General features: G+C 62.2%; 15 protein-coding genes. All 15 read left to right on the top strand.

Annotated elements, in window-relative coordinates; genetic code table 11:
* Position 1 precedes the first annotated feature (1 nt).
* The 15 genes from DFR38_RS08590 (at position 2) to DFR38_RS08660 (ending at position 17,580) form a co-directional block, all read left to right on the top strand.
* Complete coding sequence (locus DFR38_RS08590) at positions 2-2,362, top strand: beta-glucosidase family protein (protein ID WP_110313276.1); 2,361 nt, start codon at positions 2-4, stop codon at positions 2,360-2,362.
* A gap of 306 nt (positions 2,363-2,668) precedes the next feature.
* Positions 2,669-3,028: a translation initiation factor Sui1 gene (locus tag DFR38_RS08595; protein ID WP_059285727.1), complete on the top strand. Its 360-nt coding sequence runs from the start codon at positions 2,669-2,671 to the stop codon at positions 3,026-3,028.
* Positions 3,029-3,308: 280 nt separating this feature from the next.
* Positions 3,309-3,899 (top strand): helix-turn-helix domain-containing protein, encoded by a 591-nt coding sequence (locus DFR38_RS08600; RefSeq protein WP_082693404.1) that lies wholly within the window; start codon positions 3,309-3,311, stop codon positions 3,897-3,899.
* 31 nt (positions 3,900-3,930) lie between these two features.
* On the top strand, positions 3,931-5,238 hold the full coding sequence (locus tag DFR38_RS08605; protein ID WP_059285729.1) for an NAD(P)/FAD-dependent oxidoreductase: 1,308 nt from the start codon (positions 3,931-3,933) through the stop codon (positions 5,236-5,238).
* Positions 5,239-5,732: 494 nt separating this feature from the next.
* The gene (gene tssB, locus DFR38_RS08610) at positions 5,733-6,239 is read left to right on the top strand and encodes a type VI secretion system contractile sheath small subunit (protein WP_059285730.1); all 507 of its coding nucleotides are present in this window, start codon (positions 5,733-5,735) and stop codon (positions 6,237-6,239) included.
* Between the two features lie 17 nt (positions 6,240-6,256).
* Positions 6,257-7,795, top strand: coding sequence for a type VI secretion system contractile sheath large subunit (gene tssC / locus DFR38_RS08615; protein ID WP_059285731.1), 1,539 nt, complete (start codon positions 6,257-6,259; stop codon positions 7,793-7,795).
* Positions 7,796-7,904: 109 nt separating this feature from the next.
* A complete protein-coding gene (gene tssA / locus DFR38_RS08620) occupies positions 7,905-9,461 on the top strand; it encodes a type VI secretion system protein TssA (RefSeq protein WP_059285732.1) in 1,557 nt (518 codons plus the stop codon).
* 16 nt (positions 9,462-9,477) lie between these two features.
* The gene (gene tssF, locus DFR38_RS08625) at positions 9,478-11,241 is read left to right on the top strand and encodes a type VI secretion system baseplate subunit TssF (RefSeq protein ID WP_059285733.1); all 1,764 of its coding nucleotides are present in this window, start codon (positions 9,478-9,480) and stop codon (positions 11,239-11,241) included.
* Positions 11,220-12,218: a type VI secretion system baseplate subunit TssG gene (tssG, locus tag DFR38_RS08630; RefSeq protein WP_059285734.1), complete on the top strand. Its 999-nt coding sequence runs from the start codon at positions 11,220-11,222 to the stop codon at positions 12,216-12,218. Before tssF ends, tssG begins: the two co-directional genes overlap by 22 nt.
* 31 nt (positions 12,219-12,249) lie before the next feature.
* The gene (gene tssJ, locus DFR38_RS08635) at positions 12,250-12,861 is read left to right on the top strand and encodes a type VI secretion system lipoprotein TssJ (RefSeq protein WP_059285735.1); all 612 of its coding nucleotides are present in this window, start codon (positions 12,250-12,252) and stop codon (positions 12,859-12,861) included.
* Between the two features lie 2 nt (positions 12,862-12,863).
* Positions 12,864-13,352 carry a type VI secretion system baseplate subunit TssE gene (gene tssE, locus DFR38_RS08640; protein WP_082693405.1) on the top strand — a complete coding sequence of 163 codons (489 nt, stop codon included), beginning with the start codon at positions 12,864-12,866 and terminating at the stop codon, positions 13,350-13,352.
* Positions 13,353-13,428: 76 nt separating this feature from the next.
* A complete protein-coding gene (tssK, locus tag DFR38_RS08645; RefSeq protein ID WP_059285736.1) occupies positions 13,429-14,778 on the top strand; it encodes a type VI secretion system baseplate subunit TssK in 1,350 nt (449 codons plus the stop codon).
* Positions 14,775-15,419, top strand: coding sequence for a DotU family type IV/VI secretion system protein (locus DFR38_RS08650; RefSeq protein WP_110313278.1), 645 nt, complete (start codon positions 14,775-14,777; stop codon positions 15,417-15,419). The genes tssK and DFR38_RS08650 overlap by 4 nt, the downstream gene beginning before the upstream one ends.
* A gap of 9 nt (positions 15,420-15,428) precedes the next feature.
* Positions 15,429-17,009: an OmpA family protein gene (locus DFR38_RS08655; RefSeq protein WP_110313279.1), complete on the top strand. Its 1,581-nt coding sequence runs from the start codon at positions 15,429-15,431 to the stop codon at positions 17,007-17,009.
* Between the two features lie 85 nt (positions 17,010-17,094).
* Positions 17,095-17,580: an Hcp family type VI secretion system effector gene (locus DFR38_RS08660; RefSeq protein WP_059285739.1), complete on the top strand. Its 486-nt coding sequence runs from the start codon at positions 17,095-17,097 to the stop codon at positions 17,578-17,580.
* Positions 17,581-17,741: the final 161 nt, after the last annotated feature.

The following is a 17,741-nucleotide window of genomic DNA, read 5'->3' on the forward strand; positions in this document are numbered from 1 at the left end:
CATGACCAACCCCCACACAGAACTGATCGCCCGCATGCGCCCGCAAGACAAGGTCACCCTGCTGAGCGGGCGTGGCCTGTGGCGTAGCGCCAGCCTGCCGCAGCTGGGCATCCGCGACTTTGTCATGACCGACGGCACCTATGGCGTGCGCTATAGCAGTGCGCAGATCGACCAGCAGGAAAGCTGGAACATCAGCGACTTCCTGTCGGTGGTGCAGCAAGACGCCGGCCAGGCGGCTGGCGGCAGCGACAAGGGCGGCTCGGAAGCGCTGTTCGGCCACTCGCGGCCGGCCACCTGCTTTCCCAATGGCTCCAGCCTGGCCTGCAGCTGGGATGTGGAGCTGGTGCAGCAAATGGGCCGCGCACTGGCCATCGAATGCCAATCCATGGGGGTGGGCCTGCTGCTGGGGCCGGGCATCAATATCCGCCGCACGCCGCTGGCCGGGCGCGGTTACGAGTATTACTCGGAAGACCCGCTGCTCAGCGGCGAGCTGGCCGCCGCGCTGATCAACGGCCTGCAACAGCAAGGCGTGGGCGCCAGCCTCAAGCACTTTGCCTGCAACAACTCGGAATACATGCGCACCCGCATGGACTCCATCGTCGAGGAGCGCGCGCTGCGCGAAATCTACCTGTACGGTTTCCAGCGCGCCATTGCCAAGGCACAGCCATGGACGGTGATGTCTTCCTACAACCGGCTGAACGGCGAACAGACCTCGCAGCACCACTGGCTGCTGACCCGGGTATTGCGCGAGGAATGGGGCTATCAGGGACTGGTGATGTCCGACTGGTACGGCATCAAGGACCGCCCGGCGTCCTTGCTGGCCGGCAATGAGCTGGCCATGCCGGAAAACGCACTGGACAATGCCGAACTGCTGGCGGCCATCGAACAGGGCCGCATTCCGGCGGCGCAGCTGGACAGCGCCTGCCTGCACATGCTGCAACTGATAGCCAAGGTGCATGCCGGACGCCGCCCCGGCACCGTGGCGGACTTTGCCGACCATCACCGCCTGGCGCAGCAGATCGCCGCCGCATCACTGGTATTGCTGAAAAACGAGCAGGACTTGCTGCCACTGGATGGCCAGCAGCTGCGCCGGCTGGCCGTGATTGGCAAACCGGCACGGCAGCCGGTGATCCAGGGCTCGGGCTGCGCCACCACCCAGCCCTGGCAGCTGGACTGCCCGCTGGATGAAATCCGCGCCCTGGCCGGGGCAGAGCTGCACCTTGACTACGCCATCGGCGCGCCGGACGACGAACACGACGATGAGGCGGCACTAGAGCAAGCCTGCGCCATCGCCGCCGCGGCCGAGGTGGCGGTGGTGTTTGTCAGCACCCCCATCGGCATGGACGGTGAAAATGGCGACCGTCAGCACCTTGGCCTGTTGCCCAGCCACGACCGCCTGATCAGCAGGCTGGCCGCGGTACAGCCCAGGCTGGTGGTGGTGCTGTGCAATGGCGATGCGGTGCTGATGCCCTGGCTGCCACAGGTGCCAGCGCTACTGGAATGCTTTTTTGCCGGCCAGGGCATGGGCCATGCGGTGGCCGCCACCCTGTTTGGCCACAACAACCCCAGCGGCAAGCTCACCACCACCCTGCCCAACAGCCTGGAAGAAACCCCGGCCTATCTGCACTATCCCGGTGAAAATGACCGTCATCATTATGGCGAGGGCCTGTTTGTCGGCTACCGCTATTACGACAAGCGCCAGATGGCGCCGCTGTTTCCCTTTGGCTTTGGCCTGAGCTACACCCGTTTCGACTACCAGAACCTGCAGCTCTCCAGCCACGACATGACAGAACACGCCACCCTCACGGTCAGCATCGACATCCACAATCGTGGCGGGCGCGCTGGCAAGGAGATCGTGCAGCTCTACATCGCCCCGCCGCCATCACCACTGGCACGTCCGCCGCAGGCCCTGCGCGCTTTTGTCAAACTGGATATCCCGGCCGGTGCCAGCCGCACCGCCCACTTCACGCTGCAACGCGAGGACTTTGCCTATTACGACCCGGCCCATGCCAGCTGGGTGGTCGACAGCGGTCCGCATGAAATCCGCATCGGGGCCTCCAGCCGCCATATCCTGCAGCGGGACAGCATCCTGATCACGGCAGAGCCACGCCTTCCTGCCATCCAGGCCGATTCATCCCTGCTGCAGCTGGTAGCTCATCCCCCCCTGCTGCAGGCCGTGGCGGAATTGATCGCCAGCAAATGCCCGCTCAGCAGCAGTCAGGCCAGGCAAAAGCTGCTGGACATGGCTTCCGCCGAAATGTTTGTCGGCCTGTTCATCACCCTTACCGCCATGCTGGAGCTGGATATCAGCCGCGCCGAGCTGCAGGAGGTACTGGCGCGGTTCGACAACCTGCCGGACTGAACACCGCCGCATGCTTCGCGGTTTTTTCATCGAGACGTCAAGCCGCTGTCACATAACAAGGCGACAATCTGTCCCGAGCCAGCAGCTTGCGCTGGATTGTCTCTTGTTCCGTTGTTTCTTCTCGGCTTTACTCTCGGGCCAACCCCTTACCGGGTTGGCACTTTTTTTGGGCGTGCTGTCCCGGCCCGTCGCATGCATCCCCATCCCCTTGCCAGAAACGCTGCCAGCCGCCAAGCAAAGGGCAGCTATCGTCTTGCCCGGCATTTGGCGCTAGACTGCCGGCTGCCTTGTTTACCTGTCAGCAATATGAAATCGAAATCCTCCTCCGGCGGCCTGGTTTACTCCACCGAGCACGGCCGCATGTGTCCCGACTGCCGCCAGCCTGTCGACGCCTGTCGCTGCCAGCAAGACAGTCTGCCCAGCGGTGATGGCATCGTGCGCGTCAGCCGCGAAAACAAGGGTCGTGGCGGCAAGACCGTCACCCTGGTCAAGGGCGTGCTGCGCGACAGTGCCGGCCTGACGGCACTGGGCAAGCAGCTGAAAAATGCCTGCGGCAGCGGCGGCACCGTCAAGGATGGCAACATCGAAATCCAGGGCGATCATGTCACCACCGTCATTGCCACCCTGCAAAAGCTGGGCTTCCAGGTCAAACGCGCTGGCGCTTAAGAGCGGCTGACAAAATGGCCTAGCGTCGCTGGGGCAAGGCGCGCCGACGCAGACAGTACCAGGAGTACGGCAAGGAGGCGCAACGCAGCAGCAGCTTTTTTGTTAGCGGGGCCAAGGCGACAGCCCACGACCTTGCCCCGCGGTCACACACCCCGCCAGCGCGGTAGCTGCACTCACTGGCCGCCAGCATTCCTGAAAAAATACAACACAAATTTTCCATAAGTGAAAATTTTGCATTATTTTTTCACAAAATCCGCACATCCCCCGTATGCTGGCGGACATGACATCCGCCCATACCGCTCCGCTCCCGCCCGACAGCCAACCCGATCCGGCCTGGCTGGGCGAACAAATCCGCCAGTTGCGCAAGCTGCGCCAACTGTCCTTGCAGCAGCTCAGCGAAGCCACCGGCCGCTCCGTCGGCTTCCTGTCACAGCTGGAACGTGGCAAAAGCCAGCCCAGCGTGGCTGACCTGAACAAGCTGGCCAGCGTACTGGCCGTCCCCTACAGCGTGTTCTTCAGCCAGGCCCCCCGGCACGAACGCGGGCTGGTGGTGCGTCAGGCACATCGACCGGTCTTGCACTACGCCGAGGGCGTCAGCGATGCCCTGCTGTCCCCCGGCTTTGGCAGCGGCCTGCAACTGATACTCACCCGTTTTGCCCCCGGTGCCAGTTCCGGCCAGCAAAGCCTCAGTCATGGCGGCGATCAGGGCGGCATGGTGCTGTGTGGCGAACTGGAATTATGGGTGGACCAACAATGCCATCAGCTGCAAGCCGGCGACAGCTTCAGCTTCCACAGCAGCCGGCCACACCGCTATCGCAACCCCGGCACCGTCGAAACCCAGGTGATGTGGGCTTATACCGCCAGTCACTGAGCCCCGCCCGCGCCACCACACAGGAGACGCCATGTTTGAATCCAGCGCACATTACCCACCCAGCTGGTATGCCGCCAGCAGCCAGGCCGAACAAGTCGACCGCCCTCCGCTGTGCCAGGATCTGGATGTCGACGTACTGGTGGTGGGAGCCGGTTATACCGGCCTGTACACCGCGCACAATCTGGCCGATGCCGGGGTGAATGTGGCGGTGATCGAGGCCAGCCGCGTGGGCTGGGCGGCAAGCGGACGCAATGGCGGCCAGCTCATTCTGGGCTTTTCCTGCGACATGCCGCCCATCGAAGCGGCGCTGGGGCTGGAAACCGCACGGGAAATCTGGCAATTGCTGCGCGGCGCCGCTGCCGACATCCGGCACAAGATCAGCCATCACCACATCGACTGCGAGCTGGCCGAAGGGCATTTGTGGACCTCGGTGCTGTGGCAGCGCATCCGCCTGCTGTCGGAATGGCAGGAACACGCCGCCCGCCATTACGACTATCAGGCGCTGCAGTTCGTCCCGCGCAAGGACCTGCCGCAGCATGTCGGCTCGGAGCGCTATGTGGCCGGCCTCATCGACCGCGAAGGCGGCCATTTTCACCCGCTCAAATACATCCTGGGGCTGGCCCGTGCCGCAGAAGAAAAGGGCGTGGCCATCTTCGAACAGACCCGCGCCCTGTCCTACACCAGCAGGGCCAATGGCTGCGAGGTACAAACGGCACAGGGCAAGATCCGCTGCCGCAAGCTGGTACTGGCCACCAATGCCTATATCGACCAGCTGGACCCGGCGCTGGAACGCAGGATCATGCCGGTCGGCACCTATATGATTGCCACCGAACCCTTGCCGGAAGAGGTCACGCGGCAACTGCTGCCCAGCAATATGGCGGTGTCGGACAACCAGTTCATTCTGGATTACTTCCGCCTGACGGCCGACCGCAGCCTGCTGTTCGGCGGCAAATGCACCTATTCCGGCCGCACCCCGGCCAATCTCACCGCCAGCATGCGCGCGGACCTGCTGCGGGTATTTCCGCAGCTGGCCCCCTATCGCATCACCCACACCTGGGGCGGCCATATCGACATCACCGTGCCGCGCACGCCGGACTTCGGCTGCCGGGGCGATGTCTACTGGGCACAAGGCTTCTCCGGCCACGGCGTGGTGCCCACCTGTGCGGCGGGCCGGGTACTGGCCGATGCCATTCTCGGCGACAGCCACCTGCTGCAGCAGTTCATGCGCCTGTCCAACCCCGACTTCCCCGGCGGCAAGCTGCTGCGCGTGCCGCTGCAGGCGGCCGGCATGTTCTATTACCGCCTGCGCGACTACGCCATCCCCGGCCTGAGCTACTAAGCTCTGCTGGCGCCAGTCACACCGGTGCAGGGCTAGTGTGAGCGGCGGCACGCCGCATCAGCACAGCACGAACAGATTGCCAGCCCATGCAAGCCCCGCCCTGTCCAGAAACAGGACGGGGCTGTCACCTCTTGCGCCCGCTTCCCTGACCGCTAGCCAAGCCGGTCGGCACCACCAGTTACAAATCAGCCCTTGGACAAGCAGGCATTCCCGTCTGCCATAGCCCCACCTTCTCCAGCAAGCCCGCCGCACCTGGTGGCAAGCCTCGTATTAATCCGAGCCAGGCCAACAATTCCCCAGTCGACGACCCGGTTTTTGCCTCAATCCATTCAGCATTTTCAGATAAAGACAAATGGCTATTGCTTGCAAAATTTTTATGCAATAGGGTTTTGAAAAGAAAAATTTATTTTTTATCAAAGACTTACAAATAGTCAGCATAAGCAGCTTAAGCGGAATGTCCTGAACCTTGCTGTACATCACTGGAGAAACACACCATGGCTGAGAGTTTTCAGAAAGAAGTCCCCCCCGCCCGCGTCAATATCACGCTGGACCTGCATACCGGCGGTGCCCAGAAAAAAATGGAACTCCCGCTGAAGCTGCTGGTACTGGGCGACTTCAGCCAGCGCGACGATGGCACTGCGCTAAGCGACAAAACCAAACACTCCATCAATAAGAACAACTTTGATGCAGTGCTGGCCGATTACCAGCCTGCCTTGCAGCTCAGTGTGGACAACACCCTGGCCGCCGATGGTTCCGAGCTGCCAGTCAAGCTGAGTTTCAGCGCCATGAAGGATTTTCACCCCGAGCAGGTGGTACGGCAGATCCCCGAGCTGCGTGCCCTGCTGGCCATGCGCAATCTGCTGCGCGACCTCAAATCCAATCTGCTCGACAACGCTGCCTTCCGTCGTGAGCTGGAAAAAATCCTCAAGGACGAAAAGCTGTCGCGCAGCCTGCGCGCAGAGCTGGAACACATTGCCCCGCTAGACACCCCGCAAGTCTGACTACCAAGGAAAACATCATGGAAATTAGCCCTCAGGAAAACAGCAGCACCGTGCTGGAACATGACACGGAACAGGACAGCGGCGTGTATAGCGCCTTGTGCACACGCATCAAACTCAGTCCGGTCAGCCATGCCCCGGCTTTTGAAGTGTTCCAGAACCAGGATGCCCTGTCCGAATCCTCCATCGACGAACGCATTGCCGTCGCCGTCAATGTATTCCTGAAAATGGTGCAGGAATCAGCCATGAAAGTGGAGCGGCTGGACAAAAGCCTGCTGGACTATCATATCGACCGCATCGATGCCCAGATCAGCCGCCAACTGGATGCCGTGCTGCATCACCCGGATTTCCAGCGCACCGAATCGGCCTGGCGCGGACTGAAATTCCTGGTGGACCGTACCGATTTCCGCAAGAACGTCAAAATTGAAATCCTGGACGTCTCCAAAGACGCCTTGCGCCAGGATTTCGAAGACAGCCCGGAAGTCATCCAGAGCGGCCTGTACCGCCACACCTATATCCAGGAATACGATACCCCGGGCGGCGAGCCCATCGGCGCCATCATTGCCGATTACGAATTCGACCGCGGCCCGCAGGACATCGCCCTGCTGCGCAATGTCTCCAAAGTATCAGCCGCCGCCCACATGCCCTTCATTGCCTCGGTCGGTGCCGCCTTCTTCGGCAAGGACAGCATGGAAGAAGTGGCGGCCATCCAGGATGTGACCAATTACTTTGACCGTGCCGAATACATCAAGTGGAAAAGCTTCCGCGACACCGACGATGCCCGCTATGTCGGCCTCACCCTGCCGCGCTTCCTGGCACGCTTGCCTTACGGCCAGGACACTGTCCCGGTGCGCAGCTTCAATTACAGCGAACAGGTAAAAGGCCCCGACCACCAGCGCTATCTGTGGGCCAACGCAGCGTTTGCCTTTGCCGCCAATATGGTGCGCAGCTTCATCCACAATGGCTGGTGCGTGCAGATTCGCGGCCCGCAAGCCGGCGGCCTGGTGGAAGATCTGCCCATCCACCTGTACGACCTGGGTACCGGCAACCAGATCAAGATCCCCACCGAAGTGCTGATTCCGGAAACACGCGAGTTCGAATTCGCCAATCTCGGCTTTTCACCACTGTCCTTCTACAAGAACCGCGACTACGCCTGCTTCTTCTCGGCCAACTCGGCACAAAAGCCGGTGCTGTATGAAACACGGGAAGCCACCGCCAATAGCCGCATCAATGCCCGCCTGCCCTACATCTTCCTGCTGTCGCGCATCGCCCACTACCTGAAGCTGATCCAGCGGGAAAACATCGGCACCACCAAGGACAGGCGCGTGCTGGAGCTGGAGCTCAACAGCTGGGTCAAGAACCTGGTCACCGAAATGACCGACCCCGGCGATGAACTGCAAGCCTCCCACCCGCTACGGGAGGCCAGAGTCGTGGTGGAGGACATCGAGGACAACCCCGGTTTCTTCAAGATCAAGCTGTTCATCGTGCCGCACTTCCAGGTCGAGGGCATGGATATCAGCCTGTCGCTGGTATCGCAAATGCCCAAGGCCAAGAGCTAGGGCCAAGCGCTGAGATCAAGCGGCTTGCCCATCTGCTCCCGGATGGGCAAGCCGCCCGAAAGTCAGCGCAGGCAGTCACGCACAGACCACTACAGGAACACCACAGCCCATGAAACCGGACTGGCTCAATCGATTGATCGGACAGGACAACACCAGCCTGGCAGAGCAGCCCTTTGCTGAACCGCTGCAAGCCTGCCAACCCGAGCATCCTTGCGGAGAGGATGTCGGCAACAATGAGCTGTTTTTGCAGGTCAAGGAAAACCTGGCCTTGCTCTCCGGCCTCGATAGCATCGCCCTGGAGCGGGACTGTCTAGTCTTGTTACAGCAAGGCAAGGATTTACGCCCTGCGGTGTATCTGGTGTATGCCTGGATCCGCCAGCAAGGCTGGCAGGGCTTGCTGCAGGGGCTGCAATTCCTGGAAGCGCTCATCCGGCTGTATGGCAACAAACTGCATCCGCGCCGCAACGAAACCCGTCACGCCACCCTGGCCTGGCTTGGCAGCAGCAAGGTACTGGACTGGCTGGATGCCCAAGGAAGCCCCCCTGCACCACTCAAACCAGCTCTGCGTCAGCAACTGCAGGCCGTGCTGGAGGCATGGGCAGGGCATGACGCCAGACTGCAAACAGCCTGGTCTGCCTTGCAGGCCCGACTGCAGCAGGAGGATGCGCAGGAAAGTGTCGCCAGAGACGCCGCCATGCCCGACGGCCTGCTCCAGCACACCCCTTATCAGGATCAATCGATTCGTTCCAGCCAGATGCTGATGGATAGTCTGCGCGCCATGTGCAGCTATCTGCGCCAACAACCTCATGGCGCCTTCGCCGCCTTTCGCCTGGCGCGGGTGGTGCGCTGGGATAGCGTACTGCACCCCCCGCCACACAACGGTCAGCTGCTGACCAGGCTGGCCGGACCACGCCCGGAATTACGCCAGCAGCTCAAGCGCCTGCTGCTGCAAAAACAATGGCACGGCCTGCTGGAAAAAATCGATGCCGCCTTTCTGGAGTCAGCCAATCACTTCTGGCTGGACTTGCAGTATATGGCCTGGCAAGCACTCGGCCAGCTGGGGCAGGACTATCAACAATGGCGTGACATTGCCCTGAGCGATATTGCCCTGATGCGGCACCGCCTACCGGATATCGAGCAGCTGCGCTTTGCCGATGGCAGCTCCTTTGCCGACGACACCACGCTGGAATGGCTGGCCAGCCATGCAGTCGTGCATGACATCAGCGCCGGAGAGGCCATTACACCGACCTATGCCAACGCGGGCAGCGACCCGTCCTTGCAAGACATCAGCCAGGAAGCCCGGTTGCTGGCAGAACAGCAAGGGCTGGAAACCGCACTGGCCTGGCTGCAAACCCTGCCGCAGCCACGCGGCATGCGTGGTCAGACCGAACGCCTGCTGCTGACAGCCCGGCTGGCGGAAGCCAACGGCAGGGCAGACATTGCGCTGGGGATTGCCAGCGGACTGGAAAGCCAGGTATGCAGCCCTGCCATCTGCCAGTGGGACCCGGAACTGGCCTTTGAAGTCAAGCTCACCTACCAGCAATTGCTGCGCAGCCGCGGCCGGAAAGAAAACGACAAACAGCAGCTGAATCTGCAGTTACAGCGTTTACAGCAGGAACTCAGCCTGCTCAACCCCTTGCGTAGCGCGCTTTTACCGAGCTACTGAAGCTGAGCCACTGCCGATGGATGACCAAACCCTGCATTACTTCGAAGCCGAAATGCGCTATCTGCGCGACGCGGGCAAGGAATTTGCCCAAGCCCATCCCGACCGCGCCGCGCAGCTCAACCTTGACCGGGTCGGCGATCTGGACCCGATGGTCGAGCGTCTGCTGGAAGGCTTTGCCTTTCTGATGGGCAAATTGCAGCAAAAACTGGATGACGATCTGCCAGAGCTGACCGAAAACCTGGTCAGTCTGCTGTGGCCACATTATTTGCGCATGATACCGTCACTGACCGTCATGTCGTTTCAGCCTGCCACAGGGGTGCTGCAACAGGCAGAGCATCTGGCCAGCGGCACCGCGGTGCAAAGCGATCCGGTCGGCACGGCAGGCATCCGCTGCCACTACCGCACTACCCGGCCATTGCAATTGCTCCCGCTGCAGCTGCAGCGGGCACAGCTGGAAGAGCAGGACGATGGCCGCCAGCTGATCCGCCTGGGTTTCCTGCTGGAAGCACAGGCCAATCGCGAAAGTCTGGACCTGTCCCGGCTGCCCTTGTTTCTCAATGCCGATGCGCCGGTTGCCTTTGCCCTGCTGCACGCACTGACCCGGCCGCAGGTCCGGCTGACACTCAAGCCCAGCGGGCAAGAAACCGTGATTGCCACCGACCTGAGCCTGCGGCAAACCGGCTTCGACCCGGATGACGCGCTGTGGCCCAGACCGGCCACTGCGCATGGCGGTTATCCCTTGCTGATGGAATACTTTGCCTTCCGGGAAAAATTCCTCTTTATCGAACTGCAAGGCATCCAGACCAGCCAATTGCCGACAGACGGCCGGTTCGACATCGAAATCAGTCTCGGCAGCAGCTTTCCTCCCGGACTGCCCTTCGACCAGCGCGCCTTTCAACTGAACTGCGTCCCGGCCATCAATCTGTTCGAAGTGGAAACCGAGCCGATTCATGTCGACCACCTCTCCACCGAATATCGCGTCATCCCCCGGCTACAGGATGCCGCCCATGTCGAAGTCTTCTCCGTGGATAGCGTGCAGGCTTTTGACCACCATACCGGTCAACGCCATGCCTATCTGCCATTCAGCAGTTTTCGCCACCGTGGCGGCATGCTGCGCCACGAAGCGCCCGAGCGCTATTACCACAGCAGCCAGCGTCAAAGCGCCAGCGGACGTTACGACACCTGGCTGATGCTGGGCGGGCACGCCTGGCATCAGCAAAACAGCCTGTTCAGCGAAACCCTGTCGCTGCAGGTCACCGGCACCAACGGCATGCTGCCGCGCAAGGCATTGCGCCAGACGCAGTTGCTGACCCTGCTGCAAGACAATCCCTCGGTCGTGGCGATCTGCAATCTGCTTCCACCCAGCCTGCCCTGCCACCCGCCGCGGGAAGACCGCTTCCAGTGGCGGGTCCTGTCGCATATGGCCAGCAATTACCTGTCCTTGCTGAATACGGAAACCTTGCGCGGCACCCTGGCCTTGTATGACTGGACCCACGACGAACTCAACCGCCGCCGGCTGCAGGCTATTGTCGATGTTTCGCATCAGCTGGTCCGCAAAGTGGAGCGCGGCTGCGTGATGAGCGGCGTTGAAATCACCATCACCCTGGATCAGGCCGGCTTTACCGGAGAGGGAGATCTCTACCTGTTTGCCACCCTGCTGGACCACTTTCTCGCCGGTTATGCCGATCTCAACCTGTTTACCCGTCTGCGCGTTCTGCTCCAGCCAACGGGGCAGATTTTCTGCGGGGAGGACCGTGCATGCAGCCGCCCTCCCCTCTGATACAGAGCCTGCTGGAACAGGCATGCCGCTTCAATTTTTATCGCTTCTGCGAACTGGTGGAACTGGCCCGGCCCGATGCCGCGCGGTTTGCCAGCCACGACAGCATCGCAGCCGACCCCATCCGCTTCCGGTCGCGTCCGGGTTTCGGTTTTCCCACGGCGGAACTGGCCTATCAGCCGGAGGACATGAGCGATGCAGGGCCAGCGGCTCCCGCCGTGCAGACCCGTTTCCTCGGGCTTACCGGCGTGGATGGCATCCTGCCCCTGCATATCGGCAATGACCTCGTCACCCGCAGGGAAGGACACGAGGTCCTGGCAGACTTTCTTGATCTGTTCCATCACCGCATCGTCACCCGCTATTACGCCATCTGGCGCAAATATCACTACCCGGTCGGCTTCCAGCCCGGAGGACAAGACCGGATATCCAGGGCCTTGCTTGGCCTGACAGGCCGCGCCATTCCCGGCACTGCGCCTGCACTCAGCCCGGCACGCTGGCTGGCACTGCTCGGGCCGATGAGCCAGCGCAGCCGTACCGCCGATGGCCTGCGCGCAGCGGTGCTGCATGTGCTGCCGGACAGTAGGCCCGAGATCAACTGTTTTTACCCGCGCATGGTCCCGCTCCCCGCCAGTCGGCTAGGCCGGGACAGCCGGATGGCAGCGGGCAGCCTGGTGCTGGGACGACGCCTGCTTGATGTGCAGCGCACCGTCAAACTGATCTTGCATCTGCAAGACAGCAGTCAGCTCGGCCCGCTGCAGCAAGGCCAGCCAAGCCATGCCGAGCTGTGCACCATCCTGCGCGGCTATCTGGGCCTGCGCTGGGACCTGGCCTTGTTTGCCAGCCTGCCCCGTCATGCATGGCCACCTTCGCGGCTATCACGCCATGGTGCCAGGCTTGGCCGCGATGCCCATCTGAAGCCTGCCTTGCTGGCAGCCCAGTCCAGAGACCCGCTGATTCCGCTAGGCAGGCTACATGCCTAGCCCGATTCCGCTCAAACAGGAGAACCCCCCCATGCGCCACGCCCTGCGCATCATGCTGTTGCTGCTGGTCCTCGGCCTTGCCGGCTGCGGTGCCTGGCAATACGTCAAGGACGGAAGCAAAGCCCTGACCGAGGCAGTGTTTTATCCGCGCATCAAGACCGTAAAACTGGATGTGACCGCCAGGGCCGCATTGAACCCGGATGAACAGGGGCGCTCCTTGTCGGTGGTGGTGCGCGTCTATCAGCTGCGGGATGGCAAGGCATTCCGCGCCGCCAGCTACGAACAGATACTCGGCGACGACAAGAAAATACTGGGTGATGAGCTGCTGGCACGCCACGACTTTGTGCTGACACCGGACAGCAGCTACAGCCTCGACCAGCCGCTGGACGAAAACGCCGGGCAGATCGCGGTCGTCGCACTGTTTCGCCAGAACGGACCACAAACCATCTGGCGCATCGGCTTGCCCATCAGCGTGCTGGACAATGACACCCCGGCCAAATTGGAAGTCAAGGATAGCCAGATCCTTATCAGCCAGTTGCCACACCCGCTTCCCCAGCCAGCAGCGGCAGTCCCGCAAACACCAGCCAGCCCGCCACCCCAGCCCGCAAGCGCAGCCGCGGCCAGCAAAGCAAAGGGGAAATGATCATGCGCCACCGGCAAAGCGGCCCCTCCCTCTACGAGAAACTGTTAGGCAACTTCCAGGATGGCAGCACGGTATACGACTGGGACGATGCCACCCAGCTGCTGCTCAGCGTGATGGACAACATCCGGGTGATTCTCAACAGCCGGCAAGGTGCGCTCAAGCATCTGCCTGACTACGGCCTGCCTGATCTGTCACTGATCTACCGCCACCTGCCTGCCAGCGCGCATCAATTGCGTCAGAGCATCGCCAGCACGCTGCTGAAATACGAACCGCGGCTGCACAGCATCGATATCCAGCTGCTGGAAGCCCAGCACAGCGATGTACTGGGTTATGAGCTGGTCTGCCATCTGAAACAGGCCGGACTGGTGCGCTTTGGCAGCTACTTCAGCCCGGACCAGGCCGTGCGCCTGCGGCTACTGACGGCGCCAGCGCAGCCATCTGCGGACCCACCGCTAGCGCGGAGCCCACAGGCTTACTCCACCGTACCTTGATTCCCGAACCGTTTAGCCATGGCTGATCGCCGTAGCGACCATGCATTCAGGCCATCATTTTTGAAGGATATTCAGTTTGCGCATTCACAAACCACTCTGGCACGAAGGCATCCTGCTCCTGCCACAGCTGTTTCAACAACAAGAAGCCATGCAAGCCGCCCAGCGCCAACAGCTGGCCGAACTGGCCAGCCCCTTTCCCTGGGGGTTGTCCGCCATCCTGCTGGATGAACACGCGCTGGATCAGGGACAGGTCAGGCTGGATAGCCTGGCGGGCATTTTTCCCGATGGCAGCGCCTTCGACCAGCGACTGAGCGGCCACCTGCCTGCGCCACGCCATCTGGATGAGCTGCCCGCCACAGTGGACAGCGTCACCGTCTGGCTGGCGCTGCCAGCGCTCAACCCCATGGGAAACAATCTGCATCAGGGCAGCGTCGGGCCTGCTGACATACCTCGGCGGTATCAGCAGAGCTTTGCCCGCGTGGCCGACCACATGGGAGAACAGGAAGACGAGCTGGCCGTCGAGCAGCTCAATCTGCTGTTGAAGTTTGATGGCGAATCACTGGATGGCATGAGCAAGCTGCCCCTGGCCCGACTGCAGCGCAATGCACAAAACCGCTTTGCCTGCGACCCGGACTTCATCCCCCCCCTGCTGTGCTGCCATGCCCTGCCTGCACTGCAAAACCGCCTGCAGCAGCTTGGCGAACTACTGCAAGCCAGGCAGGACAGCCTGCAGCAACAGCGCCGCGAGCGCACCCAGCAGGCGGCCGACTACCTGCTCTCCGACATCAGCCTGCTGTGGCTGATGAATACCCTGGGGCAGTGCTGGCCAGAACTGCGCATGCTGTCGCAATTACCCGGCATACACCCTTACCACGCCTATCTGTGCCTGTCGCGACTGGCCGGCATGCTTTGTACCTTTGCCCTGGAACGCCAGTTGAACGATATCCCGGCCTATGACCACCAGCAGCTGGGCCCGGTCTTCGGTCAGCTCGACAGCCTGATCCGCGATCTGCTGGATACCGTCATCCCCACCCCGGTGGTACTGCTCCCCTTGCAACGTGACGGCGCCAATTTGTGGATCGCCCATCTGCAAGACCCCCGTTTGCGCGAAGGTGCCGATTTTTACCTGTCTGTGCACGCCGCCATGCCGCTGCACCTGCTGCAAGAGCAACTGCCCAAGGTCTCCAAGGCCGGGGCACCTGAGGATGTCGCCCGCATCATGTCCTCTGCACTGAACGGCATTCCGCTGCGACCCATGCAACGTCTGCCCACGGCCCTGCCCAGCAGGGTGGACAGCCTGTATTTCGCCCTGGATGCCCAGCACCCGGCCTTTGCCGCCATGCTGGCCGCCCAGTCCTGCGCCTTTTACTTCCCTTCCTCGCTGCCAGAACTGCAACTGGCGCTGTATGCGGTGCCCAGACCATGAAACCAGCCGACATCCTCCACAGCGTACGCGGCCACATGCGCGATGTGGCCCTCATCGTCACCCGGCTGAACGGACACGCCGAGGTGATGGCACCGGACCGGTGGCAAGACCACTGCCTGACCGTGCTGGACGAGCTGGACCAACAGCTGGCCCAAAGCGGAGCACCTGCCAGCGACCGGGCACAGATGATCTACGCCGCCAGCTGCCTGCTGGACGAAACCGCACTGCGCACCCTGCCCGAAGCCCAGCGCCTGCAATGGCAAGCCACGCCCTTGCAGGTACAGCGCTTTGGCACCCTGCAAGGAGGCGAACAAGTGTATGAACAAATCAGCCAGGCACTCGCCACGCCAGCGCCTTCCCTGTGGCTGCTGGCCTGCTGGCAACTGGTGCTGGCACTCGGCTTCCAGGGCAAATACCAGCATCAGGATCCTGCGCAGCGCACCCAACTGATACACAAGCTGGATCAAAGCATCGGGCCGATCGACACCCCCGTGCAAACCGCCCAGCGCAAACGGCGCAGCCTGCACTGGCGCAGCTTCTCCCCCTGGCTATGGGCCCTGCTGTCCTGCTCCCTGGCCCTTATCGTCTACTTCCTGCTGCAAAGCTGGCTGCACCATGCAGTCAGCCAGCTCGGCAGCTAAGGAATCAACATGCCACGCATACTCTGGCACGGGCTGTTTCCCCCCATGGTGCTGACACTCGGACTCCTGCTGATCTGGCGTTCATTACCGCTGACTACGCTCAGTGCCGCCCTGCTCAGCCTGCCCTGGCTGCTCCTCATGCTGCTGTGGTGGCAACGCGGATTGCGGCAGGCCAACACCGGTACAGACCGCACCATCGATGTCGTGCTGGTGGGGGGACCAGCCGCCTCCGACCTGATGCAAGGCCATGCCAGCCGCGAGGGCCTGCACCAACGGTGGCTATGGCTGGCAGATCCCGAGCAGCTGGCCGGCTGGCAAGCCGGACACTACCGCGTCTGTGGCCTGCTGCTGGTCGTCAATGCCGATCAGCCGCTGGCCGCTGCCACCGACCCGGCACTATCAGCTTGGCAACGTGCCTGGCAACACGCACAGCAGCAACTGGGCCACCCCCTGCCGGCGGCCTTGCTGGTCATCGCGGCCTTCCCGGCCCAGGCCGGTAGCTTGCAGCCAGCCAATCCCGCCATCGCCCCGGCCACAGACTATCCGGCCGCGCAACAGGCCATCGCCCAGCAAGGCCGGGCCATGGAAACCGAGACCTGGCACAGCAGCGTAGAGAACCGCCAGCAGGCCGTGCACAACAGCATCGCCCTGCAATGGCTGCTGCAGCATACGGCAGCACAGCTCCTGCCAGCCCTGCTACCACAACAGTCAGCGCGTGGCGGCCCCGCCCTGCATGCCATCGGCTGGATGTGTGCCGGCGAACTGACAGGCGATAGCCCCTGGCAACAGGCTGCCAACCAGGCCAGTCAACTGCGACTGCGCGCGCAGCAGCCGGCGACCCCACCGCAGGCCCTGCCGCTGCCCGAGGCACTGCTCGCCAGTTTCCCGGCCCGGCTAAGCTGCCCACCTTCCCTGCAAGGGCTGGCCTGGCTACTCACCACGGCGGCGCTGTTTTTTACCGCCTTTGCCACCAGCTCTGCCTGGAACAACCACCTGCTCATCCAGCAAAGCGAAGCCAGGCTGCGCGCCTTCCAGATACTCAAGCCCACGCAGGAACCGCTGCGCGGCCGGGCAGCGCAAACCCTGCAAGCCTGGCAAAACCACTTGAACAGTCTTGCCACCGACGGCATACCGCTGCGACTGGATCTCGGGCTGTACCAGGGCCATGCCCTGGCCAGCATCAGCAACGAGGCCCTGCGGCACTACCAGCCCCCCGCCCCCAAACGCGAGGTCGTCCGCCTCGATACCACCGCCCTGTTCGACAGTGGCAAGGCCGTGCTCAAGCCACAAGCCAAACTGGCCTTGCAATCGGTGCTGGTCTGGCTACAGGCCAATCCGGGCAAACGGGTATTGATCGACGGCCATACCGACAACCCCGGCAACGCCGCCAGCAATCTGCAGCTGTCGCTGGCTCGTGCCGAAGCCGTGCGCAGCTGGCTGGTGACCGCCACCACCTTCCCCATTACCCATTTTGCCGTGCAGGGGCTGGGAGACACCCAGCCCCTGGACAGCAATGACGATGCGACCGGCCGCAGCAAAAACCGGCGCGTGGAAATCACCCTGATCGAACCGCCAGGCAAAACGCGCTGACATCAGGGTGTCAACGAAACCGCCCCTGCCCGGTGCAGGTGGACGGACAACACGACCGGGGCCAGCCCCGGCAAGGAGAAACAGTATGGCCATACCCGCGTATTTGTGGATCAAGGATGACGGCGGTGCCGATATCAAGGGCTCGGTCACGGTGCAGGGACGTGAAGGATCGGTAGAAATCCTGGAATTCGACCATAGCGTCTACATTCCCACCGACGGCAATACCGGCAAGCTCACCGGCACCCGCGTGCACACCCCGCTGACCTTCGTCAAGGAGTTCGACGCCTCCTCACCCTATCTGTACAAGGCGGTCACCAGCGGACAAAACCTCAAGGGCATGGAGATCAAGTGGTACCGCATCGACGATGCCGGCGAGGAAAAAGAGTACTTCAACATGAAGCTGGAAAACGTCAAGGTCGTCGCCGTCAAACCCAAGATGCACAACATCAAGGACATCGACAAGGAACGCTACAACCACCTGGAACAAGTGGACGTGCGCTACGAGAAGATTACCTGGGCCTACAAGGACGGCAACATCATCCACTCCGATAGCTGGATAGAAAACCGCTAACCCCCAACCACCGGCAGCTGCCCCCCGGCAGCTGCCGCGACCGCAACCCACCACAGCAAGGACCTGCCATGCCCAACCCCTACCAGCTCGCCTTCCCCGCACGCCTGGGGCTGGACCTGTCCGTGTTCGCCTTTACCCTCGACGAAGCCCTCGACACCCCC

The organism is Aquitalea magnusonii (assembly GCF_003202035.1).
GTDB classification, from domain to species: Bacteria; Pseudomonadota; Gammaproteobacteria; order Burkholderiales; family Chromobacteriaceae; genus Aquitalea; species Aquitalea magnusonii.

Excerpts from the sequence above, each read along its gene's own strand:
- DFR38_RS08590 (WP_110313276.1), top strand. The coding sequence starts at position 2 with ATGACCAACCCCCACACAGAACTGATCGCCCGCATGCGCCCGCAAGAC.
- DFR38_RS08595 (WP_059285727.1), top strand. The coding sequence starts at position 2,669 with ATGAAATCGAAATCCTCCTCCGGCGGCCTGGTTTACTCCACCGAGCAC.
- DFR38_RS08600 (WP_082693404.1), top strand. The coding sequence starts at position 3,309 with ATGACATCCGCCCATACCGCTCCGCTCCCGCCCGACAGCCAACCCGAT.
- DFR38_RS08605 (WP_059285729.1), top strand. The coding sequence starts at position 3,931 with ATGTTTGAATCCAGCGCACATTACCCACCCAGCTGGTATGCCGCCAGC.
- tssB (WP_059285730.1), top strand. The coding sequence starts at position 5,733 with ATGGCTGAGAGTTTTCAGAAAGAAGTCCCCCCCGCCCGCGTCAATATC.
- tssC (WP_059285731.1), top strand. The coding sequence starts at position 6,257 with ATGGAAATTAGCCCTCAGGAAAACAGCAGCACCGTGCTGGAACATGAC.
- tssA (WP_059285732.1), top strand. The coding sequence starts at position 7,905 with ATGAAACCGGACTGGCTCAATCGATTGATCGGACAGGACAACACCAGC.
- tssF (WP_059285733.1), top strand. The coding sequence starts at position 9,478 with ATGGATGACCAAACCCTGCATTACTTCGAAGCCGAAATGCGCTATCTG.
- tssG (WP_059285734.1), top strand. The coding sequence starts at position 11,220 with ATGCAGCCGCCCTCCCCTCTGATACAGAGCCTGCTGGAACAGGCATGC.
- tssJ (WP_059285735.1), top strand. The coding sequence starts at position 12,250 with ATGCGCCACGCCCTGCGCATCATGCTGTTGCTGCTGGTCCTCGGCCTT.
- tssE (WP_082693405.1), top strand. The coding sequence starts at position 12,864 with ATGCGCCACCGGCAAAGCGGCCCCTCCCTCTACGAGAAACTGTTAGGC.
- DFR38_RS08650 (WP_110313278.1), top strand. The coding sequence starts at position 14,775 with ATGAAACCAGCCGACATCCTCCACAGCGTACGCGGCCACATGCGCGAT.
- DFR38_RS08655 (WP_110313279.1), top strand. The coding sequence starts at position 15,429 with ATGCCACGCATACTCTGGCACGGGCTGTTTCCCCCCATGGTGCTGACA.
- DFR38_RS08660 (WP_059285739.1), top strand. The coding sequence starts at position 17,095 with ATGGCCATACCCGCGTATTTGTGGATCAAGGATGACGGCGGTGCCGAT.